Raw genomic sequence first — 25,095 nt, forward strand, 5'->3', positions numbered from 1 at the left:
AATTCTGTTGCGAATAACAGCTGAAAAGGGCTTGCGCCCGGCGGCGTGCCCATTATTACGGGACTCCGGAGCGTAGCGCAGCCTGGTAGCGCATCTGGTTTGGGACCAGAGGGTCGGAGGTTCGAATCCTCTCGCTCCGACCATCCCTCCTCAGGCTTAAGAGCCTGAATTTGTTGGGAATAATCCTGTAAATTCAAGCCCCACCAGCGCGCGCCGTATCTGGTCGCTCTTGGGCTATATCGGACAAAAACGGACAGAATCCGACGTCCCGAGGTGGCTTATTGGTGGCTCAGGAATGGCACATAGCTTGAAAGCCACCGTCTTCAGACCCGAAGGACACGAGACGGACATGGCTATCAACAGGCTGAAACTCACTCAAACGAACGTTCAGCGCCTGATCAGAGCACACGGCGGAACAAAAAAAGAGCGCCACTGGGATACCGAAGTGCCGAGACTCTTTCTTGCGATCACACCGAACGGCAGTGCGGCCTACAAGCTCCAGATCGTGAAACCGGACGGCGGCAAGACAGACGCCAAGCTCATTTCTGTGGATGATGGTTCCCCCGAGATTGCCCGCGCTCTGGCGACGAAAGAACTGGGCCGCATGGCGCTGGGAGACGCCGACCCGGTCGCCCGCCGCCGGGCAAAGAAGGAGGAGGCAAAACGGGAAGCCGCTGCGACGTTTGCCGCCCTGGCGAACCGCTTCATGGCCTCGCCGGAGAAGTCTCCTCCCAGCATCAAACAACGCACCTATGATGAACGAGAGAGACTGCTGCGAGTTCATATTTTGCCTCAACTGGGCGAAGTGCCGTTCAGAAAGATTACCAGACCTCGTGTCCGGGAACTGGTCAGGCAAATTCAAGCTGAAGCGGCAAAACATCCGCGGGCCCAAGAAGGGAGCAATCCCGGCGCAAGGCTCGCCAATGAGTGTCAGGGCGTTATCCGGGCAGTATTCAACTGGGCCATCGAAGAAGAACTCATCGAGGTAAATCCGGCATCTTTCCGGAAGCTTTTCCGGGACACACCGGACAAGCGCCCCCAAATGCCAGAAGAAGCTCTGAAGCTCATGTGGAAGTCATTGAGGTCCAACATGAGGCGTGACGAGGATCGCGGCAGCTGGACATCTGCTCTCGCAATAATGTTGCACGCAGTGACCCTGCAACGGCCCGCAGAAATCGTCGCGGCCCGGCGCGAACAGTTCGATTGGACGCCGGGACAAGAGACGTGGCGAATACCGGCAAGCCAGACAAAAACGAACGAGACCTATGAAGTCCCCCTGTCTCCTCTCGCCGCTGCGCTGTTTCTCGAAGCCCTGGCAAAGCACAACCAGGCCTGGGTGTTCCCGAACCAGGTCAATGACGACCACATTCGTCACGATGGACCTAAGCAGCGTTGGATACGCGTCCGAAACAAGCTCGTGAAACAATCAAAGGAAAACGCAGAATCCTGTCCGGTTGAGGGCGTGCAGCTCTATGACTGCCGTCGCCTTGGTCGCACGCTCATGGTACGCGAGCTGGGGGTTTCTCCAACAATTGCGGAAGCATGTATCAACCACGCACCGGACCGGTCGATGCAGAGTCGCTATGATGTGGGCAACAATGTTGATGAAATCCGTCGGGCTATGAACTTGTGGGGGAAACATGTTGGAAATCTCGTTGGTGATAACCCGATGGCCGACGCAATCAATCATTCAGCGACGAACTTGAAAGCAGGCTAATATGGAATTGCCGTACCAAGAGGTTTCCCAAGCTGACGACGAGGGTTCGATTCCCTTCACCCGCTCCAATTTCTTTCAATATTTTCAATAATGCACTGAATTCAGAATTCTCAAGGTTCCGTAAACGCTGGCACCAGCCAAGGGTCACATCCGTCGTTGATCCAGCCTTGGCCACCGACCGCACAAGGGTCTATTTGCGGCGCAGATTTGCGTCAAAAAAGCGAATGATTGTTGCAAGCGCGTCTTTCAATTCAGGCAGCCCATAATCGTAAAAGAAGCAATGACCGAGACCGTCGAACACCTGGAGCGAGGCATCGACTTCCGATCGGGTCAACGCTCGGTGGGTTGCAAGAACCGGGCTGAGATCATGCGCGCGTGTGCCGGTTATCAGCAATGTCGGTGGGAACTGGCTTAGCAGTTCCCGCGGAGCCCTTAGCGGAAACCGAAGATATGTGTCTGGAGCATTTCTGAAGTAGCCAAACTGCTCGGCATCTGACCGGTCCGCTGCTGCGTCCGGAGCGGAAAGTGCCGTTCCGATCGCAGAGAAATAGGTCGAGTCACCTCCCCCGGCCCAGCCATCCGCACCACTTCCGAAGACGCCGATGGCAGCCGGACGCGGCAAGCCCTTATCCAGTATACGAATCGTTACCTGAGCGACCAGCATCCCGCCTGCGGAGCAGCCATAGATGCCAATATTCTCGTGTCGATATTGCTTGAGGAGTGAGCGATAGACCGTTTCGACATCTTCCGAAGCGGCAGGAAACCGATGCTCGGGACCTTGACGATAATCCACAGAAACGACCTTCACGCCGCTCATGGCGGCGATTGGCGCACTTTCCACCCGGCCGAGGTGCACAGCGCCGCAGCAAAAGCCACCGCCATGCAGATTGATGAGCACCCGATCCCTATTCTCGTCCGACACACCACCGCCCGGCTCGAAAATTTCGACGGGCACGCCATCGACGTTTAGCGCCGTTACGGAAACCCCGAAGTCCTGGATGGCCTTCTCTCCCATTGGTCCGAAAAAGACATCGAGGCTCTTGCGGTAATTGATCGCATATTCACGATACTGTTCGTCATTGTCGAAACCTGTCGTGCGCGAGGACTCCGGCCCCCCGACCGCAAGGAGTCGCCGGACTTGTGCCGCCTTGGCCTCCGGGCTGAGCGCCGACGAAATGGGCAGTTCGAACGCTGATACACTTATTGTGCCATCGGAAGACGCAATGAGCCGTTTTGCCTGTGTTGTCGCTGCTGTCATCGGAAACTCCCAAAGCAAGAAAATGCACGCAAATCGGCGGAAATCGCGCCAGAAACTTTTGATTTCAAGCCATTACGGTTGCATGACTTGTCATATATAACTAGGTTATATAGGTTTGCAACAAGACACCGTCTGCGCGGGACCGATGCGAAGTGGCTGCGCGCAAATTCAGGCGTGATAAGAAACGTAATCGAAAAATTGACTCTTCGTCAAAATGGCATTTGCAAGCGGGCGGCGGTTCAGTCGGTAATTGCCGTAAAATAAGCGATCGGGAGCGGGTTATGCAGGTTGCATGGATTGGGATGGGGCGCATCGGCAAGCAGATGGCGCTTCGGGTACTTGCTGGTGGCTATGCGCTGACAGGGCACGCCCGTTCGGCCAACAAACATGCGGACATTGCGGCAGCAGGAGGCAGGCTGACGGCATCCGCCGCCGAGGCAGTTCGCGACGCCGACATCATTTGCGTCAATGTCTATGACGAGCAGCAGTTGGACAATGTGATGCGGGAGGCGGGCGCCCTTGCGGCGATTCCGGCTGGCGCCGTCCTCGTGATCCACTCGACCGTCGGACCACTCGCCGTGCAACGCCTCGGTGCCGAGCGCCCCGACATTTCGGTCGTCGACGCAGCCTTCAGCGGAATCGACAAGGACGCCGCGCAGGGTAGCATCGCTCTGATGGTGGGCGGCGACAAGGAAGCGGTCGATCGCGCCATGCCGGTCGTCGAGACCTACGCGAACTTTATCCGGCATCTCGGCCCCCTCGGCAGCGGAATGACCACGAAGCTCGTGAACAATGCCCTCTTCGGCGCACAAATGATCTTGGCCCATGACGCATTGCGGCTGCTTGGGGTCAGTTCGATCGATCGCGATGTCGCGGTCGAGTCATTGGTGCGATCAAGCGGGGGAAGTTTCGCGCTCGGCCTTTTCCGTCCAGGAGTCGACCCGGACAAAATTATGGAGGGCATTCGGCCCTATATGGAGAAGGATGTCGCCGCAGCGCGCACGGCCGCGGCCGAAGCGGGTTTCGATCTCGGTATGCTCGACGTGGCCACGCGGCCTTTTGTGGAAAACGCCTGACACCGGGCGACACAGTCTCCGGCCACACGCCGACCTAATACTCTAATCTCGGGCCTGCTTCGAGCCTAGCCGCAGCCCAACCAATAAAGGAGCAATGGAACATGGATGAGTTCAACGGAAAAGTCGCGGTCATCACGGGCGGTGCGCGGGGATTCGGCAAGGCGTTCGGCGCTGCGCTGCTGGCGCGCGGTGCCACGGTCGTGCTCCTTGACATTGATGGCGCGGCAGCCTCGGACACCGCGGCGAACCTCGGCGGCAAGGCCTTCGCCCTGCCCCTTGACGTCGCCGACGAGCAAGCGGTCGCTGTAGCCATGGACAAGATCGCCGATACACATGGCGGGATCGACATTCTGATCAACAATGCGGGCATACATTCGGCCGCCGCGAACAACTATATTGGTGTCCTCGGGACAGAAGGCGTCCGCCGCATGTTCGACGTCAATATGTGGGGCGTCATCTACTGCACGCTCTCGGCCGCCCCACACATGAAGGATCGCGCCGGTGCCTCGATCATCAACATCGCCTCGATGGCCGCTTTCGTTCCCTCGAAGGCCTATGGGGTCAGCAAGCTTGTTGTCAGGGGACTGACGGTGAGCTTCGCCCACGAGCTGGCCGATTCGGGTATCCGCGTGAACGCCATCGCGCCTGGGCTCATCTTCACTGATACTATTCGCGAAGAACTACCCGCCGACGTCGTCAAGCAGGTGCTCGCGACCCAGATCCTGAAGCGCGAAGGCGAAGAGCCGGATATTGTCGAAGCCGCCCTCTTCCTCGCCTCGGAGAAGGCGAGTTTCGTGACTGGCGAAACCTGGCGCATCAGTGGTGGCGCCACTCTTCAAGTTTGACAGGGGAAGCAACCGGTTCCTGCAAACACGGTCACCAGCGTTCGCAAACAGACGCGGCCGGCCCCTTCCGGATGTAGCTGCACACCCTTGGCAGCGGCCGTGTTCGCCAAAGTCGCAACTTGAGCGCCTATCGTCACGGCTACCGGAGATCCAGCCGGACAATCCGTTCGCATGCGTTAGCTTTGCACTTAAGACTCGGCGAACGACCGCGCCCTGCTGAGGGTCGTCGGCGCAGGTTTTGCGGCCAGGGGCATCGAGCGCTGCCGAAGACGACTTTATCGAACCGACGCGGCGATTCCGCTTTGGTCGAAACGCAAAGGATGCGAAGCGACGGCCAATAAAGGAATAGTTTCGAGCAGAACCCTCATTTGGAAAAGTAGCTGCTCCGGAATTGGTTTCTATTCTGGTTCGGCGGGCTCAAAAAGCGGCACCCAGATATCGCCGGACTCCTCGAAGCGGACCTTGACCGGCATACCAATGTGAACACGTGTTGCTTCGCAGTTCACAATATTGGTCACCAAGCGAATGTCGTCCTGTTCGACAAGCGATACCAGAGCAACGACATAAGGCACCTCCAATCCTTCAAACCATTGCTTGTGATTTACCGTAAAGCTCTCAACGCGACCTCGGCCAGTTACGGGTACGGAAACAGCCTGGCGCCCTCCACACTTTGGACAAAAGCTTGTCGGGGGATGAATGAAGTACTGGCAAGCCGTACAGCGGCTGATTACCAACTCGCCAAACTTCCCACGTGTCCAAAACGCGAATGTGTCCTGATCGACGAGGGGATGAGCTCTATCAACAGCCTTCATTCAGCCGTGCCTTCGACAGCCGCCTGAGCACGTTGCCACGATCGCTTGCTAACAAGACCAAGCGAAAGCAGAGCAATGGCCGCTGACACTGATGCGATCAGCACACAGACCAATTGATAGGCCGTCTCACTTGGATAGCGTCCTGCCTCGTTGACCGCATTCACAGTATCTAGAGACAACACAACCGCGACAAGCTGAGCACCAGCCCCCATGAAAGCCGCGCGAGTAACAGTCAACATTCCAGTTGCTTCACTGGTCCGATCCGGAGGTGCTGACTTCACAACGATCGCGGGAAGGTACGCCCCCACCATGGTAGTTCCGAACGAAATGGCGATCAAGACCGCTATGATCTGGGCCACCGAGTCATGGAACCAGACCGCCGCCAAGAAACCAGATGCAGTGACCAACGCAGCAATGCAGAGAGTTTTTCGGTCGCCGAGCCATACAGCAATCAATCCTACCAGCGGCCCTGCGCCCAGAGCGAGAATGTTCGACGGTAACTTGATGAGACCAAACTCTGTAGCACTTCTACCCAGCCCGACGCCCGTTGAGGCCGGCTGCTGGATAAGCAAGGAAAACACCTGCACAATTTGAAAAGCGCCGATCGCCAACAGCGCCATGCATAAATTGGCCACCAAAACATTTCGATTTGCAAAAAGCTTTACATCAACAAGAGGATCATCTTGACGCGCCGACCGCACGCCCCAAGCTCCGAGAAGAAGAACACCGCCGACGAACAGACCAGTTACAGGTATGCTGGTCCATCCCCAGCTCGTTCCTTTCGATATCGCCAGCAGCACCAGCGCGATACCCGGCACGAACATCATGCCTCCGAACAAATCGAGATTTACATGTCGGGCACGTTGTCGCGTGGCGGGAATGAAGAGCCAGCCGACCACCACAGCGACAGACGCAAGCGCTGCACTGGCGAAGAAGATTGATCGCCACGGCGCGTTGTCTACCAAGACACCTCCGACCAGAACCCCCGATATCGTCCCGCCCCCCGCGCCTGTCATCATCAGCCCGATCGCCAGGGGCAAGATTCTCTCTGGAACGTGTAGCCGAATGAGACCAAAGCAGAGCGGAAGCAATGCACCGGTGAGTCCCTGCAGGCACCTGCCAGCCAAGACCAAAGTGAAATTGCTAGAAAAAGCAGCGATAAGAGACCCCACAACGCCGATGGCGAGCAACGCAAGCATGATCTCCTTTCGACCGTAGAGATCCCCCAGTCGCCCCATGATGGCAGCAACACCAGCGCCAACCAGCAAATAGCCAGTAATCAGCCAACCTGCCGTGTTTGGATCACCGAACTCAGCGACAAGTTTGGACATGGCGGCAAAGATCATATGGGTTTCGAAGGCAGCGGCGACTTCGCACAACATGAGCGCGGCCAAAAACAGGATCAGCGAGCTTTTCTTGGTTAGAATAGTCATAAAGATCAGATCTTATGTCTAAGCGCTTTTCGACGCGTGGCGTGATAGGGGTTAAAGAGCAGCAAATCGGTGATGTCGTTCGAACAGCAGGACCAAAGGTTGATGTGCACGATTTTCGTGCCTTCGCATCTACAGAAAAATGACAAAGCGATCGGAATCACGAGGCTTGCCTCCTGGCAATCAGGGATTGAACGTCAAGCAGACCCGTTTGTATGCCGCCCGTGAATCCATGGTCGACCGGCAACGCTAAACCACTCACGAAACCTGCCGCTTCGCTGTTCAGAAACACGAGTGGCGTCGCTTGCTCTTCTGGGGTTGCCTGGCGACCGATCGGCTCGGAAAACGCTTCAAAGACAGCCTTTGGGGCGACCTTGTAAAAATGATCCTTCAGCATCGGCGTTGCTGTGGGAGATGGCAGAGTCACATTCAGCCTGATGTTTTGGCGCGCCAACTCAACAGCTCTTTTCTGAGTGTAGACAACAATAGCCTCTTTCGAAAACCCATATCCGTCCCCGATGGCTTCGATATGGGTTTCGCACCATATCACTGCGGACTCAAAGCTCGGGGTCGATACAAGTTCATTGAGTAAAGGCAAATGCTCGCGATAGGCGTAGGCTGCGTTTGATGAAATCGATGCAACCGCCGATCCCGGTCTCAAACGTGGTATCCATTGTTCCGTCCAGTGGCGCATGCCGATGAAGTTGACCTTCATGACACTCATTGGCGAAAAGGTTTGGGGAAGACCGGCGCAGTTGAATAGGGCATCGATTGAGCCGTCCAGTGATGCAGCTGCAGCATCGATGCTGTTGCGATCTCCCAAATCAACAGGGTTAAACGACGCAAGATCGAACTTTGTGGGCTGAATGTCGAAACCGTGAACTTCGCCTCCAAGCGCAATGACTTCGCGCGCAACGGCCTGACCTATGCCGGAAGCACAACCTACAATCACAACCCGCTTTCCAGCGTAGTCCCATTTAGACATGTTGCGCCCTCCCGACGCGGTGTTTTACGACTCGCAGATCTGGTTCATTGTACCGGAAAACCAAGCCGCTCCACTGGAGCTAAGCCGGATGATGAACTCCCGCTGCGCGAGCGAACATTTTTGGCTTTTCCTATATTGCGATCACGCAAGTCAACTTATATAACTAAGTGTATTATCCAGACGAGCGGGCGGAAGTCAATTCAATTCCACTCCAGCGAACTGCCTCGTAAGTCTAACGCTACAGAATAGATTACCGACCACAGAATTGACCGACCGTCAATTCTGTGGTCGGCTTCAGAAAGGCCGTCAGCGACCAGCGTGATGTTCTGACGCCCAACAAGGCCGTAAAGGCCGGTTCGAACCTGGGAGGAAAAAGAGATGAGCAAAGTCATGGAAGGCGTCCGAATTCTGGAAGTGGCGCAGTTCACGTTTGTGCCAGCCGCGGGAGCAGTTCTTTCCGACTGGGGCGCAGATGTCGTCAAAATCGAACATCCTGTGAGGGGCGACGCTCAGCGCGGCATCAAGATGTTGCAGCGCTTGGCGGTAAACCCGCAACGTTCCGCTCTCATGCAACACCCCAATCGCGGCAAGCGTAGTGTGGGCGTTGATATCTCCAAACCTGAAGGACAGCAGATCATCTACGAACTCGCCAAATCGTGCGACGTTTTTCTGACCAATTATCTGCCGCAACACCGGCAGAAGCTGAAAATTGATGTGGAACATATTCGGGCCGCGAACCCGGACATCATTTATGCGCGAGGCAGCGCATTCGGGGAACGTGGACCGGATCGCGAAAAGGGCGGATACGACTCAACTGCATTCTGGGCAAGAGCGGGTTCGGCAAGGCTTGTCACGCCTCCCGAACTTGAGGGACCGCTGCCTCAGCCTGGTCCAGCCTACGGCGACACGATTGGTGGTATGAACATAGCGGGCGGCATCGCAGCTGCCCTGTTTCATCGGGCCCGTACCGGCGAAGCCCTCGAGATCGATGTGTCACTGCTGTCGTCAGGCGTTTGGGCCACGGCCTGCAGCGTCGATGTTGCTATGGAGCTTAATACCAACCCCTTCAGTAACGCTATGCCCGGCAAGGTTGCGGTTGGATCAAATCCGTTCGTCGGCGTATTCGAAACCTCCGACAAACAACACATCAACCTCACTATTCTGTCACCCGGCCCTCATATCAGGGATACGTTTGAACATCTCGGGATCGCGGAGCACGCGGACGACGAACGATTTTCGTCCGACGTTGCAATCATGGAGAATGCAGAGACGGCGTACCGGTTGGTGGCTGAGGCATTCCGCAAACAGCCCTTCGACTACTGGATTGAGCGGCTAAAAACGATGACGGGACAGTGGGCACCTTACCAGGATGTCCTTCAGGTCAGCCGCGATGAGCAAGTTGCCGCCAATGATTTGATATTTGAGGTAGAGTCCGCCGATGGCGGTCCACCGATTAGGCTGGTGGCCAACCCAGTACAATTCAACGGCGAAGCCGTCCGGAACACGCGCGCCCCAGAAGCTTCCGAACATACTGAACTTGTATTGATGGAGCTCGGTGTCGACTGGGATAGAATTGAAGACCTGAAGTCCAAGCAGGTGATCGCCTGAATTTTTGCTCCCCAAGGTCGAGAACCCGCCTTGGCCCATCTAATCGAAGGAACAGACCATGATAAAGCCCGGATCAAAATGGAGCAGCGCCGTGTGCACTGCTGAAATCGTGGTCGTGCGCCCCGCCCCCGGTGATCTCGTCCTGCAATGCGGCGGTCAGCCGATGACGACCGGCCCTGTCGACCCGAACAGTTTTCTCGCTATCGGCGATGGCCTGGACGCAGGCGTTAGCACCGGCAAGCGCTATTTTGACGCTGACAGCGGCCTTGAGGTTCTCGGCACCAAAGCCGGACGCGGAACGCTCGCCGTGAATGGACGCCCGCTTCAGGCAAAGGAACCCAAAGCGCTTCCGGCCAGCGATTGAACGGAACTTAGCAGGCCCACTTTCGATATGCAGACGTCACTTATTCTCGACATGGTCGCCGACAGCTCGCCGGACCGTATTGCCGCAGGGCCCTTGGCCAATCCTATTTCGGCATCCCAACTCAAAGAAAAGGCGATCGTCGCGGCGGCCTATTTACTGGCCGCGTCCGGCCAGTCGGAAAGGGTCGTATTTTGCGGCATGAACGGCTGGGCGTTTCCGGCCTTGCTGTTCGCGTCAGCCTATGCTGGTTTGCCTATAGTTCCCTTGAATTACAGACTTCCCGATCCGGAACTGAACAAGCTCGTCGCCAGGACTGCACCTTCCGTCGCCGTTGTAGACGACGACATGCTTTCGCGGATCGAACCAGTCGACGGAGTTACCGTCATCGCACGAAGCACGTTTGAGGCGTCTTGCGAAAAACCAGCGATCGCGCCATGTGACAACCTCAATCCAGAGTCGGACATCGCGCTTCTTCTCTTCACAAGCGGCACCACGGGCGATCCGAAAACCGCAGTGCTTCGTCATCGCAATCTTACTTCTTATGTCATCTCGACCGTCGAATTTCAGGCTGCGGATGAAAATGAGGCGGCGCTCATCAGCGTTCCGCCTTATCATATTGCAGGTGTATCTGCCGTTCTTACAGGCATATATGGCGGCCGCAGACTGGTATACCTTCCCGCATTCGAGGCCAATGAATGGGTGAGTGTTGCCGAGCGCGAAGCGATTACGCATGCGATGGTCGTGCCAACCATGCTCGAAAGAATACTGGACGCATTGGAGGGGGTCGAAAACCCTCTTCCTGATCTTCGCCTCCTGTCTTACGGCGGCGGCCGCATGCCGCTTCCGGTGATTGAACGAGCGCTTCTGCGACTACCGCACGTCGACTTCGTCAATGCCTACGGCCTGACCGAGACAAGTTCCACCATTTCGGTACTTGGACCCGACGATCACCGCGCTGCAATTGCGTCAAAAGATGAGTTGGGAAGACGTCGACTTGGATCAGTTGGCAAACCACTTCCAACCCTGGAACTCCAAATTCAGGGTGCGCTCGGCCATCCACTCCCTCCTGGCCAGAAAGGAGAAGTGTGTGTGCGTGGAGAACAGGTCGCCGGCGAATACCTCGGTGGTGCATCCCTTCCCGAAAGTGGCTGGTTCCGTACGAAAGATGCGGGCTGGCTCGATGAAGATGGATACCTGTTTATTGACGGAAGACTCGACGACGTCATCGTCAGAGGCGGCGAGAACATATCGCCGGGAGAAATCGAGGACGTGCTGAGAGAGTTCGCCGGAGTTGCGGACGTGGCCGTGTTCGGACTTCCCGACCAGCAATGGGGCGAAAAGGTTGCGGCGATTATCGTGCCGAACAGTGACAAGCCGGATGTCGAAGATCTTAAACGCTGGGTGAAATCCAGATTGAGGTCTACTAAAACACCGGAATTCTGGGATTTCCGAGACGCCCTTCCCTACAATGAGACAGGGAAACTTTTGCGCCGCGTCCTGAAAGCGGAGTTTTCAGATTAGTCAGCTCACCTCTCTAACGCCCGGACTTATCGACACCCTGGACGCGGAAAAGTGGTCTGCACTTGGCGCAAGTCCAGTTGAATTTGTGAAGCTAGGGCAACCAGGCTCAGAAGACGCTACCCAACGCCTCCGCACTATGACCCAAGCGGTAATTGTGGGGATCGCAGCAGCCGGCAGCTACCCATCCCATTTCTCTCAGCACTGCGATATAATTTTGTCGTCAGATGAACGATGCGATGACCATTGCGTCTACGTTCCTGCGGCCGACGTCCCTAAATCAATTCAGGAGCTCTCAGACAAGATCGGTCGCAATCCAGTGGCTGCAACGACACTCTGTCAGGTCCTCCGCATGGGTGAACATCTGAGCTTCCATGACGCCTTGCATTTGGAGTCATTTGCCTACTCGGCTCTGCTCGCAGGAAGCGAGTTCCGAGCTTGGTGCGAGAAAACCAGACGCGGACCAACCGAGCATAAAGCGATCACTGGACAGGAACTTGTCAAATACGAACGCTCGGGAGATCTGGTCACACTCACGCTGAACTCCCCTCATTCCCGCAACAGCTTCAGTGCGAGCATGCGTGACGCCCTCTTCGAAGCGATCGCAGCCGTTGTCGATGATCCGACGAAGCCTCAGATGTTGCTAAAAGCGGAAGGCGCCTGCTTCTCAACCGGAGGCCTCTTGGGAGAATTCGGCACCTCCAATGACTTAGCAGCGGCGCACGTAATACGAACGCTTCGGTCTCCAGCCCTTTTGCTGAACAAGTTAGCGGATCGTGCGACGGTAGAACTTCACGGAGCATGCATTGGATCCGGACTTGAAATACCCATGGCTGCCGAGAAGCGCCGAATTAGGCCGGGCGCGTTCCTTCAGCTTCCAGAAGTCTCCATGGGGGCAATTCCAGGTGCTGGAGGGACTGTTTCGCTGCCGCGCGCTATCGGCCGCCATCGTACAGCATGGCTGGCGATTACAGGACGGCGCATGCGCTTTGAAGCGCTTTCAAGCTGGAATTTCGCAACGATAGGAGGCGGAATTTGATTTCGCATCTTGTCGAACAAGCCGATCGACTTTGCTCGCTGCTTGCCACCAGCAGTAAAGCCCTTGGAGCACGCGTGCAACTCGACTTGCTCGCGGATATGGACCGATCCAACTTCCTGGAACTGAAGGCACCAGGCTTCACCTCATCGAACGGCTCCTGTCGGTTGCTCCAAACAGCCGACGGCTGGATTGCGGTCAATCTTCCTCGCACCGAGGATTGGGATTTGTTGCCAGCGTGGATGGAAAGCTGGGTCGAAGCGCCGGAGTGGGCGCATCTGGAGGCCTTCGTCGCGGACAGAACCAGCTCGGACGTTGTCAGGTCAGCCCGTGAGCTTGGCCTGGCGGTAAGCGCGGTGGGTGAGCGCGTCGGAAACTCACCACTCCCCGGAATACTGCATTCAAGACCTCTTCAGGGGAAAGACCGCTGTGGGCTCAAGGTCCTCGATTTAAGCGCCTTGTGGGCGGGCCCGTTTTGCGGAGCGATACTTGCGAAAATGGGAGCGCAGGTCACGCGAATAGAGAGCACGCGTCGACCTGATCCAACTTCCAATTTTCCAGAGTTCGATCATCGACTGAACGGCGACAAGAGGAGGTTGAAAAGCCAAAGCGCCAATCCACTACAAGACGATGAAATTTTGCGCCTCGTATGCGAGGCGGATATCCTGATCACCAATGCCAGGCCGCGCGTGTTCGAATCGAATGGTTGGTCGATTGATGCTTTGCGCCACCGCAATCCGGACTTGCTGTGGATAGCGATAACGGGACATGGATGGCAAATGCCATCCGGAGGCAGGGTCGGATTCGGTGACGACGCTGCCGCCGCAGGCGGCCTCGTGGATTGGGATACCGCAAATCAAGCGCCGCACTTTGTAGGCGATGCTGTCGCAGACCCGCTGACCGGAATAGCAGCCGCAGTCATGGCCATACAGGCGGTTATTCAAAGGCAAAGCGGTCTGATCGACGCCTCCCTTTCAGGGACCGCCGCGGGCTTGCGCCACTGGATTGATAACGCCCAGGGATCGCCGCATGCGACATCTCCACATGAAGTTTTCGGATGACCCAAGCGACCTTTACTCTTTGTAATGTTGAATTTGAGGGGCATCCCGCCTGCAGTATTCATGTGCGGGACGGCGTGATCGTTGCGGCTGGTGCAGACGTCGAACCACAAGGGCGCGTAATTGACGGTGGAGGCGGCGCCGTTATTCCCGGATTGCACGACCATCACATCCATCTGCTCGCAGCGGCCGCGAACGCTCAATCGGAAGACCTGGAACAGGTTAGCGCCTTTGCCGATCTTCGTGACCGGCTCCTGAAGAGAACCCGCGGACTGAAGCCCAAAGAATGGGTGCGCGCGGTCAATCTTGATGCCGCGCATTTTTCCGGTCTTGATCGCTTCCTGCTTGATCAGTGGCTCCCCGAACGACCGGTTCGCATCAAGGATCGTACGGGCGCGCTGTGGGTGTTGAACTCTGTGGCCCTCGCCATGCTTTCCCAAGACGAAATGCCGCCAGGTGCCGAAACAGGGCCGGACGGAATGCCGACCGGTAGATTCTGGCGAGAGGATGAATGGCTGGCATCCAAATTGCCTTCCCAGGCGCCCTCTTTGGACAACCTGGGACTTCAACTCGCAAGGCTCGGGATCACGAGCCTCACTGACGCGACAGTTTCGTCGAACGCTGAGAGCGCCGCACTGCTTGCTTCGGCTAAGCGAATAGGAGCATTGCCACAAAGCCTGCACCTAATGAGTCGGGGTGAACTCCCTATCAGCGGGAACCAAGAATACCAGATCGGCGAGGTCAAGATCCTGCCTGACGAGCGTGACCCACCCTCTTTGGACAGCTTTACCGAATGGATAGTCTCTGCACACCGCCAGAAGCGAAACGTGGCGGTGCACTGTGTGACAGACGCTGAGCTGGCGCTCACGCTGGCTGCTTTCGAGAGCGCTGGATGCAAACCTGGAGACCGCATCGAACATGGTAGCGTCATAAATTCCGCTGCCATTTCAGTTATCAAATCCCTCGGTCTGGCGGTGGTTACGCAACCCGGTTTTGTTCACCATCGGGGCGACAGGTATGTCGCCGAGATTCCGGCCTCGGATCATCAAGACCTCTATCGCTGCGCAACGCTGCTAGCTCAAGGTATTGTTGTACGCGGAAGCTCCGATGCGCCCTACGGCCCGATCGACCCTTGGTTGGCCATGCAAACAGCCGTGAACCGAACGACGCGTAACGGTTATGTTCTGGGTCCCGACGAACGGATCAGCCCACTCCAGGCATTGTCGCTTTATTCAAGCTGGAACGGATCGTCTGTTCGCCCCGGCGCCGCAGCAGATTTCTGTCTGCTTGATGTTCCTTTCAGTGAAGCATTGGGACGCCTGTCAGCTGATGACGTCGCGGCCACCGTTATCGCCGGAATACCCGCCTACGACAAATATGGAAAATTTGTACAATGATGAATCCGCTTCCCGCTCTGACACCGGAAAACACACCTTACTGGACTGGTGGCCTGGATGGCCGACTGCTCATCTCAACCTGCCTGGACTGTGACCATCGAATTCACCCGCCTCAGCTGGTCTGTCCCAAATGCCTGTCGGAGCAGATTGAGCCGCGTGAATCAAACGGCACCGGCTCAATTCACACTTTCACCATCAATCACCAACCCTGGCTGCCCGGCATGGAGGTGCCTTTCGCTCTCATTATTGCCGATTTGGACGACCAGCCAGGAGTCAGAATAACGGCGCGCCTGAGAAACTGGAGTGGCGCCCCTCTCAAGATCGGGATGCCCGTCGAAGTTTGCTTCGATGTCCATGGCGATATTGCCATCCCCGCGTTCGAACTCATCGGAGACAGGTAATGTTGGCACTCGAAAAGAAAGCCGCGATCACTGGAATCGGCATGTCCACGATTGGGCGCACGACACTCAGGCCGGCCGTCAGTCATCTGAGAGAAGCGTTCTTGGAAGCCTTGAACGACGCCGGTCTGGAAAAGGACGATATAGACGGCATCACAACGTATCCTGGACGCACTCAATCGGCCCCAGGAATGTCCCCGCTAGGCTGTCAGGAAGCGCGCGAAGCGTTTGGACTGAAAACCCGCTGGCATAGTGCTGTGCCCGAAGGTGCTGCTCAGATGGCCCCCATCATGGTCGCGGCGATGGCGGTCGCTACCGGCCAGGCGCGTCATGTCATGGTTTTCCGCGCCCTGACTGAATCGTCATCCCAGACCAGGGAACGACGCGCAAGCGTATCGGCAGGCAATGGCAGGATTGATGGATGGCTTTCCTGGCTAATACCTGCGGGCGCCATGTCTGCGTCAAACTGGGCTGCAATGTTTGCCACGAGATACATGCACGAGTTCGGTCTGAAAAAGGAGCAACTGGGCGCGCAATGTGTGCTCCAGAGAGAATACGCCCGCAACAATCCGCGCGCCTTGTTGCGGGACAAGCCTCTGTCGATGGACGACTACCTGACGGCGCGGAAAATTTCAGAGCCTCTTGGGCTCTACGATTGCGATGTGCCGATCGACGGCGCCTGCGTCATTATCATCTCCGCCATCGACGCAGCAAAGGACTTGAGAAGGCCACCAATACGAATTGAAGCAATGAGCGCCGCCATGACCGGTCGGGAAAGCTGGGACCAACGCACAGATCTCACGACGATGGGTGCCCACGACGCTGCTGGCGCCATCTGGCAACGTACCGATCTCAGACCAAAAGATATCGACGTAGCCGCAGTTTACGACGGCTTCAGCATTTTTGTTCCACTCTGGCTTGAGGCCTTTGGCTTTTGCGAGCACGGAACAGCGGGCCATTTCATTGAAGCGGGTGGAACAGGCTTGACCGGCGATCTGCCTACCAACACCGGAGGTGGCCAGTTATCCGCAGGTCGGCTGCACGGTTTTGGCCATTTGCACGAAGCTTGTGTTCAGCTCTGGAACGAAGGCGGCAGTCGCCAAGTTCCAAATGCGCGCCACGCAGCGTGCGGCATGGGTGGCGGATTCCTGGCCGGCGCAATGCTATTGAGCCGGGACTGATCAAGTTTCACCTGTGATAGCCTGGGTTGGCTTTGTGTTAATGTGGAGGATCGTCTTATGTCTTTTCTGAAAGTTCCCAATGGCGTGTATATTGACGGACATTGGGTCACGACTTCAAAAACTGAACCTGTTCTCAACCCGGCCACAGAGGAGGTACTCACCGAGGCACCTGTCGGCAGTACGGATGATCTGGAAGCGGCACTTGTTGCCGCGCGCAGATCCTTCGATGCAGGAGAGTGGCGTCGTCTGCCGGCAATGCAGAGGCAAGCAAGACTGCAGGCATTTCTCGACTGTGTGCGGGCAAGAAAAGGTGATTTTATCGAATTGTTGATAGCTGAAGCCGGCGCAACGAGAGCGCTTGCCGATGCTCTCCACTTCGAAACGCCTATGGCACATGCGCAATATTACATCGACAAATGCACGCGGCCAGCGATCACTCCCCTACCTGTTGAAGTCGCGCCAGTTTCTGCTGGTCAGAACTGGGTGGGCGCAGGATCATTGGTGCGCATGCCCGTTGGGGTTGTTGCGGCTATAACGCCGTATAATTTTCCATTTTTTCTCAACCTCGGCAAAGTAATCCCTGCGCTTGCTGTGGGCTGCTCTGTCATACTTAAGCCTTCGCCATACACTCCGCTCGCTGCGCTGGCTCTCGCGGAGATCGCCCACGATGTCGAACTACCCGCAGGCATACTGAATATCGTAACGGGCGATGTGTCCGTGAGTGAAAAGCTGACATCAGACGACCGGGTCGACCTGGTTCACTTTACCGGGTCGGATGTCGTTGGATCGAAAATTCAGGCTCAGGGCGCGCCAACTCTCAAACGCTGCGTCATGGAACTTGGGGGGAAGTCTGCGCTGATCGTGCGGTCGGACGCAAACCTAGAGGCTGCAGCGACGGCCGGATTGTCAGGGATAACGATTCACGCAGGACAGGGTTGCGCTCTCCTGACCCGGCAGATCGTTCATAATTCCGTCAGGCCTGAATATGTCCGCCTCCTGACGCAAATGTTGGAATCCGTTCGCTTGGGTGATCCGTCCAACCCCAGCATGTCTATGGGACCGCTAATTCGGGAAAGCCAATGCCTTCGTGTGGAGTCGTTCGTTCAAAAGGCACATGACGAGGGCGCAACGCTTGTCACTGGTGGACGACGCCCCGCTCACCTTGAGCATGGTTTTTTCTTTGAACCGACGCTGTTCGACAATGTCCAAAATACTTCAACATTGGCTCAGAATGAAGTGTTCGGACCCGTCGGAGCGGTTATGGGTTTTGATGATGACGACGAAGCAATAGCACTCGCCAATGCCAGTCCGTTTGGTCTCTCGGGCGCCATTTACTCGAACGATGCAGGGAAGGCCTACGAGATGGCCCTGGAAATCGAAACCGGCAATGTATCGATAAATGGCGGCACAGGCCGAATGAACTCATCTTTTCCGTTTGGCGGCACCAAACGATCTGGATACGGACGAGAATATGGAGAGCAAGGACTTGAAGAATTTACCTACAGCAAGACCATCGGATTTCATGCGGCTTAAACGCCGATTGAGCCATATAGGCGGGCCGTCTCGACAATACTGCTGGGAGGTAACAGCATGACGGCGAAATTAGCAATCGTAACCGGTGTGTGTGGAGCCCTGGGCAGCTATACCGCCATCAATCTTTCAAGTCGGGGCTGGAATGTTGTCGGCCTCGACGCATCGAATGAGTTCCCGGCGGACGCACAAATTGCCGACTTTGTCGGAGGCGTTGATCTCGCTGACGCTAAACAGACGGAAGAAGCCATTGCGATTCTTGGCGACCGGCATGGCCCGGTGTCAGCACTGCTCAACATTGCCGGAGGATTTGTCTGGGAAGAAGTGATGGGAGGTGGGCCCGATACCTGGGACGAGCTATGGCGCAAGAACTTGAAATCGTGCCTTCACGCCTGCCGAAGCAGCATCCCCAGATTTGCCGCAGCTGGCGGCAGCATCGTCAATATTGGAGCAGCTGCAGCTACCAAATCAACGACCGGAATGGCGGCGTATGCCGCATCTAAATCAGCCGTCATGCGTTTGACGGAATCGCTCGCGGAAGAACTGAAGCAGCAGTCGATCCGTGTTAATGCCTTGCTTCCAACAATTCTTGATACACCCGCCAACCGGGCCTCGATGAGTGGAGCAGATACGTCGCTATGGGTAACGCTCGACGAGTTATCAAATGCGATCCGCTTCCTTATCAGTGACGAGGCAAGTGCGATTAACGGCGCCCTGATACCGATCGCGGGGCGTCTTTGACCCTACACTCATTGGCCCTGCCCTCTCCCAATCGTTTTGTGTTCCCCGATACTCATTCGGTCATTGCATCAACTGATGTGCCGCTCAGAGTTGAAGAAAGGCCTTCCCCATGCACATAGATCTTCAGGGCCGCGTGGCCTTGGTTACAGGCGGCAGCAAAGGACTGGGTTTAGCCGCCGCTTCGAAGTTTGCGGAAGCCGGGGCAGACGTGGCAATTGTGGCGCGCAACGTCGAGGATCTGGCAGCTGCCAAAGCGAGACTGGAAGGTACCGGACGCAGAATTGAAACTTACGCTTGTGACGTCACCGACCCTGGCGCAATCGAAGAAACTTTTCTGCAAGCAAACTCGCAGCTGGGTAAGGTCGATATTTTGCTCAACAATGCAGGAATACACGCCCACAACGATTTTCTTTCACTCGACGATGAAGCGTGGCAGGCTGACCTGAATTTAAAGCTTCTTGCTACCATTCGCCTGTCCAGGCTTGCCCTTCCGCTAATGAAGGAACGCGCCTGGGGAAGGGTCATCAATATTCTGAACACGTTTGCTAAAGCGCCTTCAGCACGGAGTGCGCCGACATCAGTGAGCCGGGCTGCCCAGATGGCTCTCACGAAAGTTCTGGCAAACGAGTTTGCCCTCTACAACATCACTGTGAACGGGATCATCGTGGGCGTGATCCGAAGCGAACAGCTTCTGCGAGCCCATGCCTCCTCCAAGGGAAATGCCACTTTCGATGAATTTTGTTCGAGTGTTGCGGAAAGATTGAAAATCCCCATGGGGCGCATCGGAGAACCCGATGAACTTGCCAGCGTCGCCTGCTTTCTCGCATCAGACGCCGCCGCTTTCATTACCGGTACAGCGATAAACGTCGATGGTGGCATGTGTCCGACAGTGTAGGACACCGAGACAGATCTCCACTTTGGCACTAGCTGTGATCTAAGTCCCCCGGACCCGCGCGCGCAACACAGCTTTCAGAACCTTGCCCGTGGGCGTTCGAGGCAATTCCTGAACCAGCTCAAGTCGCTCTGGCGTTTTTTGCCTGGCGACCCCGAGCGATCGAAAATGCCTGTCGATAGTCGGCAAATCCAGCATTGCCTCTGGCTCGGCAATCACAAACGCACACACAATCTCACCTAATCGCTCGTGTGGCGCGGCAACGACAGCTACTTCCCTGATACCATCCAGTCGCAACAAAAGGTCTTCAACCTCAAGCGATGAGATATTTTCGCCGCCGCGAATGACAATGTCTTTCTTTCGGTCGGTAATTGTGAGGTAACCGTAACTATCCAGCCGGCCAACATCGCCTGTTCGAAACCAGCCTTCGCTCAGAAAGGCCAGATCAGTCTGGATTGCATTCGTATAGCCGCGCGCCATTTCCGGCCCCCTGATTAGCAACTCTCCTTCCCGCCCAATTTCAACATCCTTCATTTCATCATCGACAATCCTGATCTCGCAACCAGGCATGGGTCTACCATCAGTCAACAGGCGCTTATCGAGAGGGTCGGCCTCCGTGCAGCCAGAGGCGGTTGGGCATTCGGTCGAACCGTAAGCGCGGCAGGCGCGTATGCCTGCTCGTTCAGCCCGGGCAATGATTGTTTCAGGCACCGTCGTTGCGCCCGTAATAAAGCGCTTCAATGACGAAAGATCATTTCCCTGTTTGATGGCGGCGTCGAGAACTCCCGTGAGATGCAGTGGCGTACCGGAGGTTTGTTCAACCTTAAAAGTCTCGATCAGGCGCGCCGCTTCGGTCGCAACCCACTTCTCCATGATGACACTATTCCGGCCCAGTACACTATGTCCCAGCATACCCAGGGTTCCGGCAATATGCCCGGCCGGCCAAGGCGACAGCCAGGCAGCGACACCTACGGGGTGTATCTGCGCCTGCGCAGTAAATTCGGCGATGAGCGATCCATGAGTATGAAGGACCCCTTTCGGTTGAGCGGTTGTCCCTGATGTATACAACAGCAATGCGTCGTCGGTTGATTGAGTGTGTGCGCAGGAGGCAACCGGATTGCAATCTGTGATGAGATGCTCAAACGACACGATGTCGGGGACCGCTTCCTTAAGTCCCACCACGACCACGATAGGTGGCTGGTTTTTCAGCTCACGGAGGAGGTCACTGGCTCTCGCGCTCGTCAAGACAAGCGCTTTGGCCCCGGAATCCTGCAGTATGAAGTCAAGTTCCGCCGGTCCAAAAATGTGTATGATCGGCAGTATCACGATTCCAAGCCGGGCGGCGGCGATCGCCAAGGCGGCGATTTCCTTTCCATTGGGCAACTGTATTGCGATCACATCACCCTGCTTCAATCCCAGCCGGACCATGCCTGAAGCCAGTTTGTCGGCTAGCTGATGCAACTGTGTAAGCGTCAGGCTTTGTGTCCCTCCATCCGGTGAATGGAAGGCCACGAAGGCGTCCGGTCGCTGCGACTTCGCCGTATCCATGACGTCATAAAGCGAGCGAGACGAATGTAATCCATCGCGTGTCCAGGAATCGCGCCGCGATACGAGACTTTCAAAGCGATCGCGCATGCCCATCTCCTTTTCAGATTTCACCGCTACCGAGGTCCATGCTCAGAGGCACAATATCGGTTTGAAAGGAAAGCCAGGGGTCTTCATGCTTCAGCAGCTCTTGTTCTGATGCACTGAAGTCCACCGTTGACCCCCTGTTGCGCCGTCCCAAGTGGATTCTTTCAGGCTGCCCGGCCCAACAGCCGCCGCGTGGCGCAGTCCCAGCACCTGGACGATCAAGATCGAAGGCACGTCCCCCCGACACAAAAATAGCTCTGCGCAGTACAAGCGCCGCCTCGGCTTTCAGTTCTTCGAAAGCTTCCTGGCACCAGCCCGTGAACCCAGAACCCAACGAGATACTTGAAAGCTCCGGCGGATGCACGATTCGATTGTTCTGCAGGCGCCAGTCGAAAATCAAATTATCGTCGCACCATAGCCTGGCACTCCGCTGTTGCCCGCTCGGAGAGTCGACAGCCGCCCGATAAGTTCGCTGGTCGTCCCCCTGCGCCATCACAGCGGAACAAATTCCGGCAAGATCCATCAGATGCGTACACTGCTGTCTTGCATCGGTGAACGCCGATACACGCGACGAGGCCGTGTCAAGCGGCATGCCGACCAGCTTCTGCAGCTCCCCTCCCGCGTGGATGCAGATCGAATTCGGTGTCCGGTTCGCGAACGTCCTGACGGTGGCGATTTCATTTCGCTTGGCTGTCAGGATCAACGAAAAATGATGGAAATCATCTTCCAGCGCAGCTCTTCCTTCGATCTCGTCAGGTTCTCCTCGCCGAACACCGATTTTGATTAGTCGCCGGAATATAGACATGAGTAGATCCTTCCAGGCTCCAGCAAACTGTAGTGAATTCAACCGTTGCCCTGAACAGCCCTTTTGTGCCGACGCAACGAAAACCTTCAATTGCCAGACCGATAGAGGACTGATTGCTCAGACGCCCGAGACAAAGCTGGATCGAAAACCCAGCTTCTGCATCCGGACACAAAAGCCACACAGGCCAACATTATCTATCACCTAGTTGACTATGTTGACCATGTGAAGGATTATTTCCCACAAGCGGCATATCAAAAGCGCCGTGTTCAGGAGGAACAAATGAACAAAAGATCATATCTGCTTGGTGTGTCGACTGCGGCACTGGTTTTGTGTGGGCTCAGTGCGAACGCTCAGACGAATAGCGTGGGCGAAGAGCCTGAAGCACTTGTCCAGAACCGCGTAACGGTTACTGCGCGAAAAGTTGAAGAGGACCTTCAGGACGTGCCGGTCGCCGTTTCAGCGCTTTCCGGCGAAGCGCTCGTCGAAGGAAACGTCGACACGGTCAGGGATCTCGAGCGCTTTGTGCCAAGTCTGTCGGTTACGCAAGCCGCTTCCGAACCCAGCGCGTTGTCGTTGAGCGTACGCGGTCAATCCCAGGCAGACATTCTACTCACCACGGATTCGTCGGTCGGCATTTACATCGACGGCGTAAACGTCCCCCGTACATACGGTCTGAACCCGGCGATGACCGATCTTCAGCGCGTCGAAGTTCTAAAAGGGCCTCAAGGCACGCTGTACGGACGAAACACGACGGGGGGGGCGATCGCCCTTATTACACGTGCCCCAGATCTGGAGAACCTAGGAGGGTATGTCAGGGGCGGAATTGGCAATTACTCTGCAACAGAAATTGAGGGCGTGCTCAACCTCCCACTCGTTCAGGACCAGCTTGGCCTCAGAATTCTTGCCAAGAACTCACAACGCGACGGTTTTGGCGAAGATGGCACGGGTCGCGACCTCAGCGATGACGACACGCAATATTACAGGGGTCGGCTGCTCTGGGAGCCTACGAATAAATTTCGCGCTGACTTCACAGTCGACTATACCGATATCAACAATGGCGGGCCGTCGTCTCAGATCATTTCACTTAATGGATTTCCGCCTCAAGGTGGCAGACCGGCACCAACAAGCGCCCTGTTCAACATCGCCGCAGAGAGTGGCTTGCTGACCTTTAACCCAAGAGATCCCGCAAACCAGGGATTGTTGCTTGCTGCGTTTGCGCAGGCCCAACAGCTCTGGAATGCCAACCTCCCGGCAAACAGCTCTGGCAGCTATCACGACTCAAACGCGACGTTCGAACAATTCTCGCAGATCGAGATGACGTCGTTTGCAGCCAGTCTGGAGTACGATCTGAATGAAGACTGGTCTGTGAAGTCAACTACGGGCTATCGAGATGTCAACCGTCTCAATGCATTGGATCTCGACGCCACGCCCTTCACACTGCTCCATCCAACTTTGTTCACTAATTCGGAGTTCTGGAGCGAAGAACTGCAACTCTCTTACACTGGTGACCGGCTCTCCACGATCGCGGGTATCTTCGCTAGTCATGAAGAGGGTGCCGACGGATCCACAACCGTTGCGCTTGGAGCCATCAATCCAACCAATCCAAACCGGCAACGTGGAGAAGTTACGAATGAGAGCATCGCGGTATACGGACAGGCGGATTACGCGCTCACCGACAAGCTCGATCTGACCGCCGGCATTCGCTGGACCGAGGAGACAAAGGCAAACGTAAGCAAGAACGCATCCGGCCCGGATGGAGCAATTGTGTGTTCGATCCCCGCTGCATTGCTTGATGTTCCAGGTGTCTGCTCTGCGTCGATCGAAGACAAATTCTCCGACTGGTCATATCTGTTGAGCTTGGACTACTCGCCGACCGACCGAATATTGTTATACGCCAAAACCGCGCGTGGGTTTCGAGGTGGAGGTCAGAATCTGAGAGGTGCAGGGAATGCGGAGGCGTTTCAGGCATTCGAGCCGGAAGTTGTTACCGATTATGAAGTCGGCCTGAAATATGAGTCCCCCGATGGCGGATTCATCTTCAACACCGCAGCCTACACGTCGGACTACAACGATATCCAACGAAGCGTTATTTTTGTCGCACCGAGCGGAGCCGTCGTATCGAGCGTTCAAAATGCTGCCGCCGCGACGATAAATGGTCTGGAAGTGGAGTCTGTGTTGAACCTGACTGACAAGCTCAGTCTGCGAGGATCACTGGGATACACCGATGCCAGCTATGATGACTTCACTGATGCGTCTGGCGACCGGTCTGATGAACCTTTCCCCATTCCGGAATGGACCTACAACATCGGCGCCCGCTTTGCGCAGCCCACCTCGTTCGGGCAGGTCGTGGCAAACCTGGACTATGCTTGGCGCGATGATGTCGTTTTTCGGCCGGCAGCTTTCAATGACGCCGATGTGACTCAAGAAGCATATGGCTTGGTGAGTGCCCGCCTAAGCTTCGACATTGACGAGTGGGATTCCACGATTGCCATCTACAGCAACAATCTGCTGGACGAGGAGTATCTGGCAAGTGCCGTCGAATTCGACGGTTCACTGGGCTGGAATCTTGGCTATGCCGCTCCACCAATGACCTATGGCATTGAGATCACAAAAAGGTTCGGTGGGAACTGATCAAGACACGGAAACGGGGAGAATGACCCCTCCAGCTCATTCTCCCTTGAGTGTGCGTCCCTCCGAGATGTCGTACTCTCCTCTTGCCCCGGCAATTTAGCCGGGGCACTTTTTTGGGGGCTTCCAAACGCGCGCCGACTGGTTCGAAGGAATGATCTCGTATAATATCTCGGTATAATGA

At 56.1% G+C, this 25,095-nt stretch carries 21 protein-coding genes and 1 tRNA gene; 16 read left to right on the forward strand and 6 right to left on the reverse strand.

Annotated elements, in window-relative coordinates; genetic code table 11:
• The first annotated feature begins 66 nt into the window (after window positions 1-66).
• Window positions 67-143, forward strand: a tRNA-Pro gene (locus AC0L7I_RS13190).
• 206 nt (window positions 144-349) lie between these two features.
• Window positions 350-1,717: a tyrosine-type recombinase/integrase gene (locus AC0L7I_RS13195; protein ID WP_473396882.1), complete on the forward strand. Its 1,368-nt coding sequence runs from the start codon at window positions 350-352 to the stop codon at window positions 1,715-1,717.
• A gap of 190 nt (window positions 1,718-1,907) precedes the next feature.
• On the opposite strand, the gene AC0L7I_RS13200 is transcribed toward AC0L7I_RS13195, so the two are convergent.
• Window positions 1,908-2,975 carry an alpha/beta hydrolase gene (locus tag AC0L7I_RS13200; protein ID WP_473396883.1) on the reverse strand — a complete coding sequence of 356 codons (1,068 nt, stop codon included), beginning with the start codon at window positions 2,973-2,975 and terminating at the stop codon, window positions 1,908-1,910.
• Window positions 2,976-3,127: 152 nt separating this feature from the next.
• On the opposite strand from AC0L7I_RS13200, the gene AC0L7I_RS13205 reads away from it, so the two are divergent.
• Together AC0L7I_RS13205 and AC0L7I_RS13210 are read left to right on the forward strand one after the other, a co-directional pair.
• Window positions 3,128-4,051: an NAD(P)-dependent oxidoreductase gene (locus tag AC0L7I_RS13205; RefSeq protein ID WP_473396884.1), complete on the forward strand. Its 924-nt coding sequence runs from the start codon at window positions 3,128-3,130 to the stop codon at window positions 4,049-4,051.
• A 101-nt stretch (window positions 4,052-4,152) separates the two neighbouring features.
• Complete coding sequence (locus tag AC0L7I_RS13210; RefSeq protein WP_473396885.1) at window positions 4,153-4,896, forward strand: SDR family NAD(P)-dependent oxidoreductase; 744 nt, start codon at window positions 4,153-4,155, stop codon at window positions 4,894-4,896.
• 398 nt (window positions 4,897-5,294) lie between these two features.
• Here the strand turns inward: AC0L7I_RS13210 and AC0L7I_RS13215 are convergent, their stop codons facing one another.
• The 3 genes from AC0L7I_RS13215 to AC0L7I_RS13225 form a co-directional block, all read right to left on the reverse strand.
• Window positions 5,295-5,708: a Zn-ribbon domain-containing OB-fold protein gene (locus AC0L7I_RS13215; protein ID WP_473396886.1), complete on the reverse strand. Its 414-nt coding sequence runs from the start codon at window positions 5,706-5,708 to the stop codon at window positions 5,295-5,297.
• Window positions 5,705-7,141: an MFS transporter gene (locus tag AC0L7I_RS13220; protein ID WP_473396887.1), complete on the reverse strand. Its 1,437-nt coding sequence runs from the start codon at window positions 7,139-7,141 to the stop codon at window positions 5,705-5,707. Before AC0L7I_RS13220 ends, AC0L7I_RS13215 begins: the two co-directional genes overlap by 4 nt.
• A gap of 157 nt (window positions 7,142-7,298) precedes the next feature.
• The gene (locus AC0L7I_RS13225) at window positions 7,299-8,123 is read right to left on the reverse strand and encodes a coniferyl-alcohol dehydrogenase (protein ID WP_473396888.1); all 825 of its coding nucleotides are present in this window, start codon (window positions 8,121-8,123) and stop codon (window positions 7,299-7,301) included.
• 378 nt (window positions 8,124-8,501) lie between these two features.
• Here AC0L7I_RS13225 and AC0L7I_RS13230 point away from each other — a divergent pair, with 378 nt between their 5' ends.
• From AC0L7I_RS13230 to AC0L7I_RS13280, 11 genes are all read left to right on the forward strand, one after another.
• Window positions 8,502-9,731 carry a CaiB/BaiF CoA transferase family protein gene (locus AC0L7I_RS13230; protein WP_473396889.1) on the forward strand — a complete coding sequence of 410 codons (1,230 nt, stop codon included), beginning with the start codon at window positions 8,502-8,504 and terminating at the stop codon, window positions 9,729-9,731.
• 58 nt (window positions 9,732-9,789) lie between these two features.
• Entirely contained in the window at window positions 9,790-10,095 is a 306-nt protein-coding gene (locus tag AC0L7I_RS13235; protein WP_473396890.1) for a hypothetical protein, read from the forward strand.
• 27 nt (window positions 10,096-10,122) lie between these two features.
• A complete protein-coding gene (locus AC0L7I_RS13240; RefSeq protein WP_473396891.1) occupies window positions 10,123-11,616 on the forward strand; it encodes a class I adenylate-forming enzyme family protein in 1,494 nt (497 codons plus the stop codon).
• A 349-nt stretch (window positions 11,617-11,965) separates the two neighbouring features.
• Window positions 11,966-12,652, forward strand: a complete 687-nt coding sequence (locus AC0L7I_RS13245; RefSeq protein ID WP_473396892.1) for an enoyl-CoA hydratase/isomerase family protein — start codon at window positions 11,966-11,968, stop codon at window positions 12,650-12,652.
• Window positions 12,649-13,710, forward strand: a complete 1,062-nt coding sequence (locus AC0L7I_RS13250; RefSeq protein WP_473396893.1) for a CoA transferase — start codon at window positions 12,649-12,651, stop codon at window positions 13,708-13,710. The genes AC0L7I_RS13245 and AC0L7I_RS13250 overlap by 4 nt, the downstream gene beginning before the upstream one ends.
• Complete coding sequence (locus tag AC0L7I_RS13255) at window positions 13,707-15,104, forward strand: amidohydrolase (RefSeq protein ID WP_473396894.1); 1,398 nt, start codon at window positions 13,707-13,709, stop codon at window positions 15,102-15,104. The genes AC0L7I_RS13250 and AC0L7I_RS13255 overlap by 4 nt, the downstream gene beginning before the upstream one ends.
• Window positions 15,101-15,505: a Zn-ribbon domain-containing OB-fold protein gene (locus AC0L7I_RS13260; RefSeq protein ID WP_473396895.1), complete on the forward strand. Its 405-nt coding sequence runs from the start codon at window positions 15,101-15,103 to the stop codon at window positions 15,503-15,505. The genes AC0L7I_RS13255 and AC0L7I_RS13260 overlap by 4 nt, the downstream gene beginning before the upstream one ends.
• Window positions 15,505-16,683 carry a thiolase family protein gene (locus tag AC0L7I_RS13265; protein ID WP_473396896.1) on the forward strand — a complete coding sequence of 393 codons (1,179 nt, stop codon included), beginning with the start codon at window positions 15,505-15,507 and terminating at the stop codon, window positions 16,681-16,683. Before AC0L7I_RS13260 ends, AC0L7I_RS13265 begins: the two co-directional genes overlap by 1 nt.
• Before the next feature lie 57 nt (window positions 16,684-16,740).
• Entirely contained in the window at window positions 16,741-18,216 is a 1,476-nt protein-coding gene (locus tag AC0L7I_RS13270) for an aldehyde dehydrogenase family protein (RefSeq protein WP_473396897.1), read from the forward strand.
• Between the two features lie 57 nt (window positions 18,217-18,273).
• Entirely contained in the window at window positions 18,274-18,954 is a 681-nt protein-coding gene (locus AC0L7I_RS13275) for an SDR family NAD(P)-dependent oxidoreductase (RefSeq protein ID WP_473396898.1), read from the forward strand.
• 109 nt (window positions 18,955-19,063) lie between these two features.
• Entirely contained in the window at window positions 19,064-19,849 is a 786-nt protein-coding gene (locus AC0L7I_RS13280; protein ID WP_473396899.1) for an SDR family NAD(P)-dependent oxidoreductase, read from the forward strand.
• Window positions 19,850-19,888: 39 nt separating this feature from the next.
• Here the strand turns inward: AC0L7I_RS13280 and AC0L7I_RS13285 are convergent, their stop codons facing one another.
• Window positions 19,889-21,481: an AMP-binding protein gene (locus AC0L7I_RS13285; RefSeq protein ID WP_473396900.1), complete on the reverse strand. Its 1,593-nt coding sequence runs from the start codon at window positions 21,479-21,481 to the stop codon at window positions 19,889-19,891.
• A 13-nt stretch (window positions 21,482-21,494) separates the two neighbouring features.
• Window positions 21,495-22,283 (reverse strand): DUF2889 domain-containing protein, encoded by a 789-nt coding sequence (locus AC0L7I_RS13290; RefSeq protein WP_473396901.1) that lies wholly within the window; start codon window positions 22,281-22,283, stop codon window positions 21,495-21,497.
• A gap of 222 nt (window positions 22,284-22,505) precedes the next feature.
• On the opposite strand from AC0L7I_RS13290, the gene AC0L7I_RS13295 reads away from it, so the two are divergent.
• Window positions 22,506-24,914 carry a TonB-dependent receptor gene (locus AC0L7I_RS13295; RefSeq protein WP_473396902.1) on the forward strand — a complete coding sequence of 803 codons (2,409 nt, stop codon included), beginning with the start codon at window positions 22,506-22,508 and terminating at the stop codon, window positions 24,912-24,914.
• Window positions 24,915-25,095: the final 181 nt, after the last annotated feature.

It is taken from the genome of Hyphomonas sp. J20-32 (genome assembly GCF_055808555.1).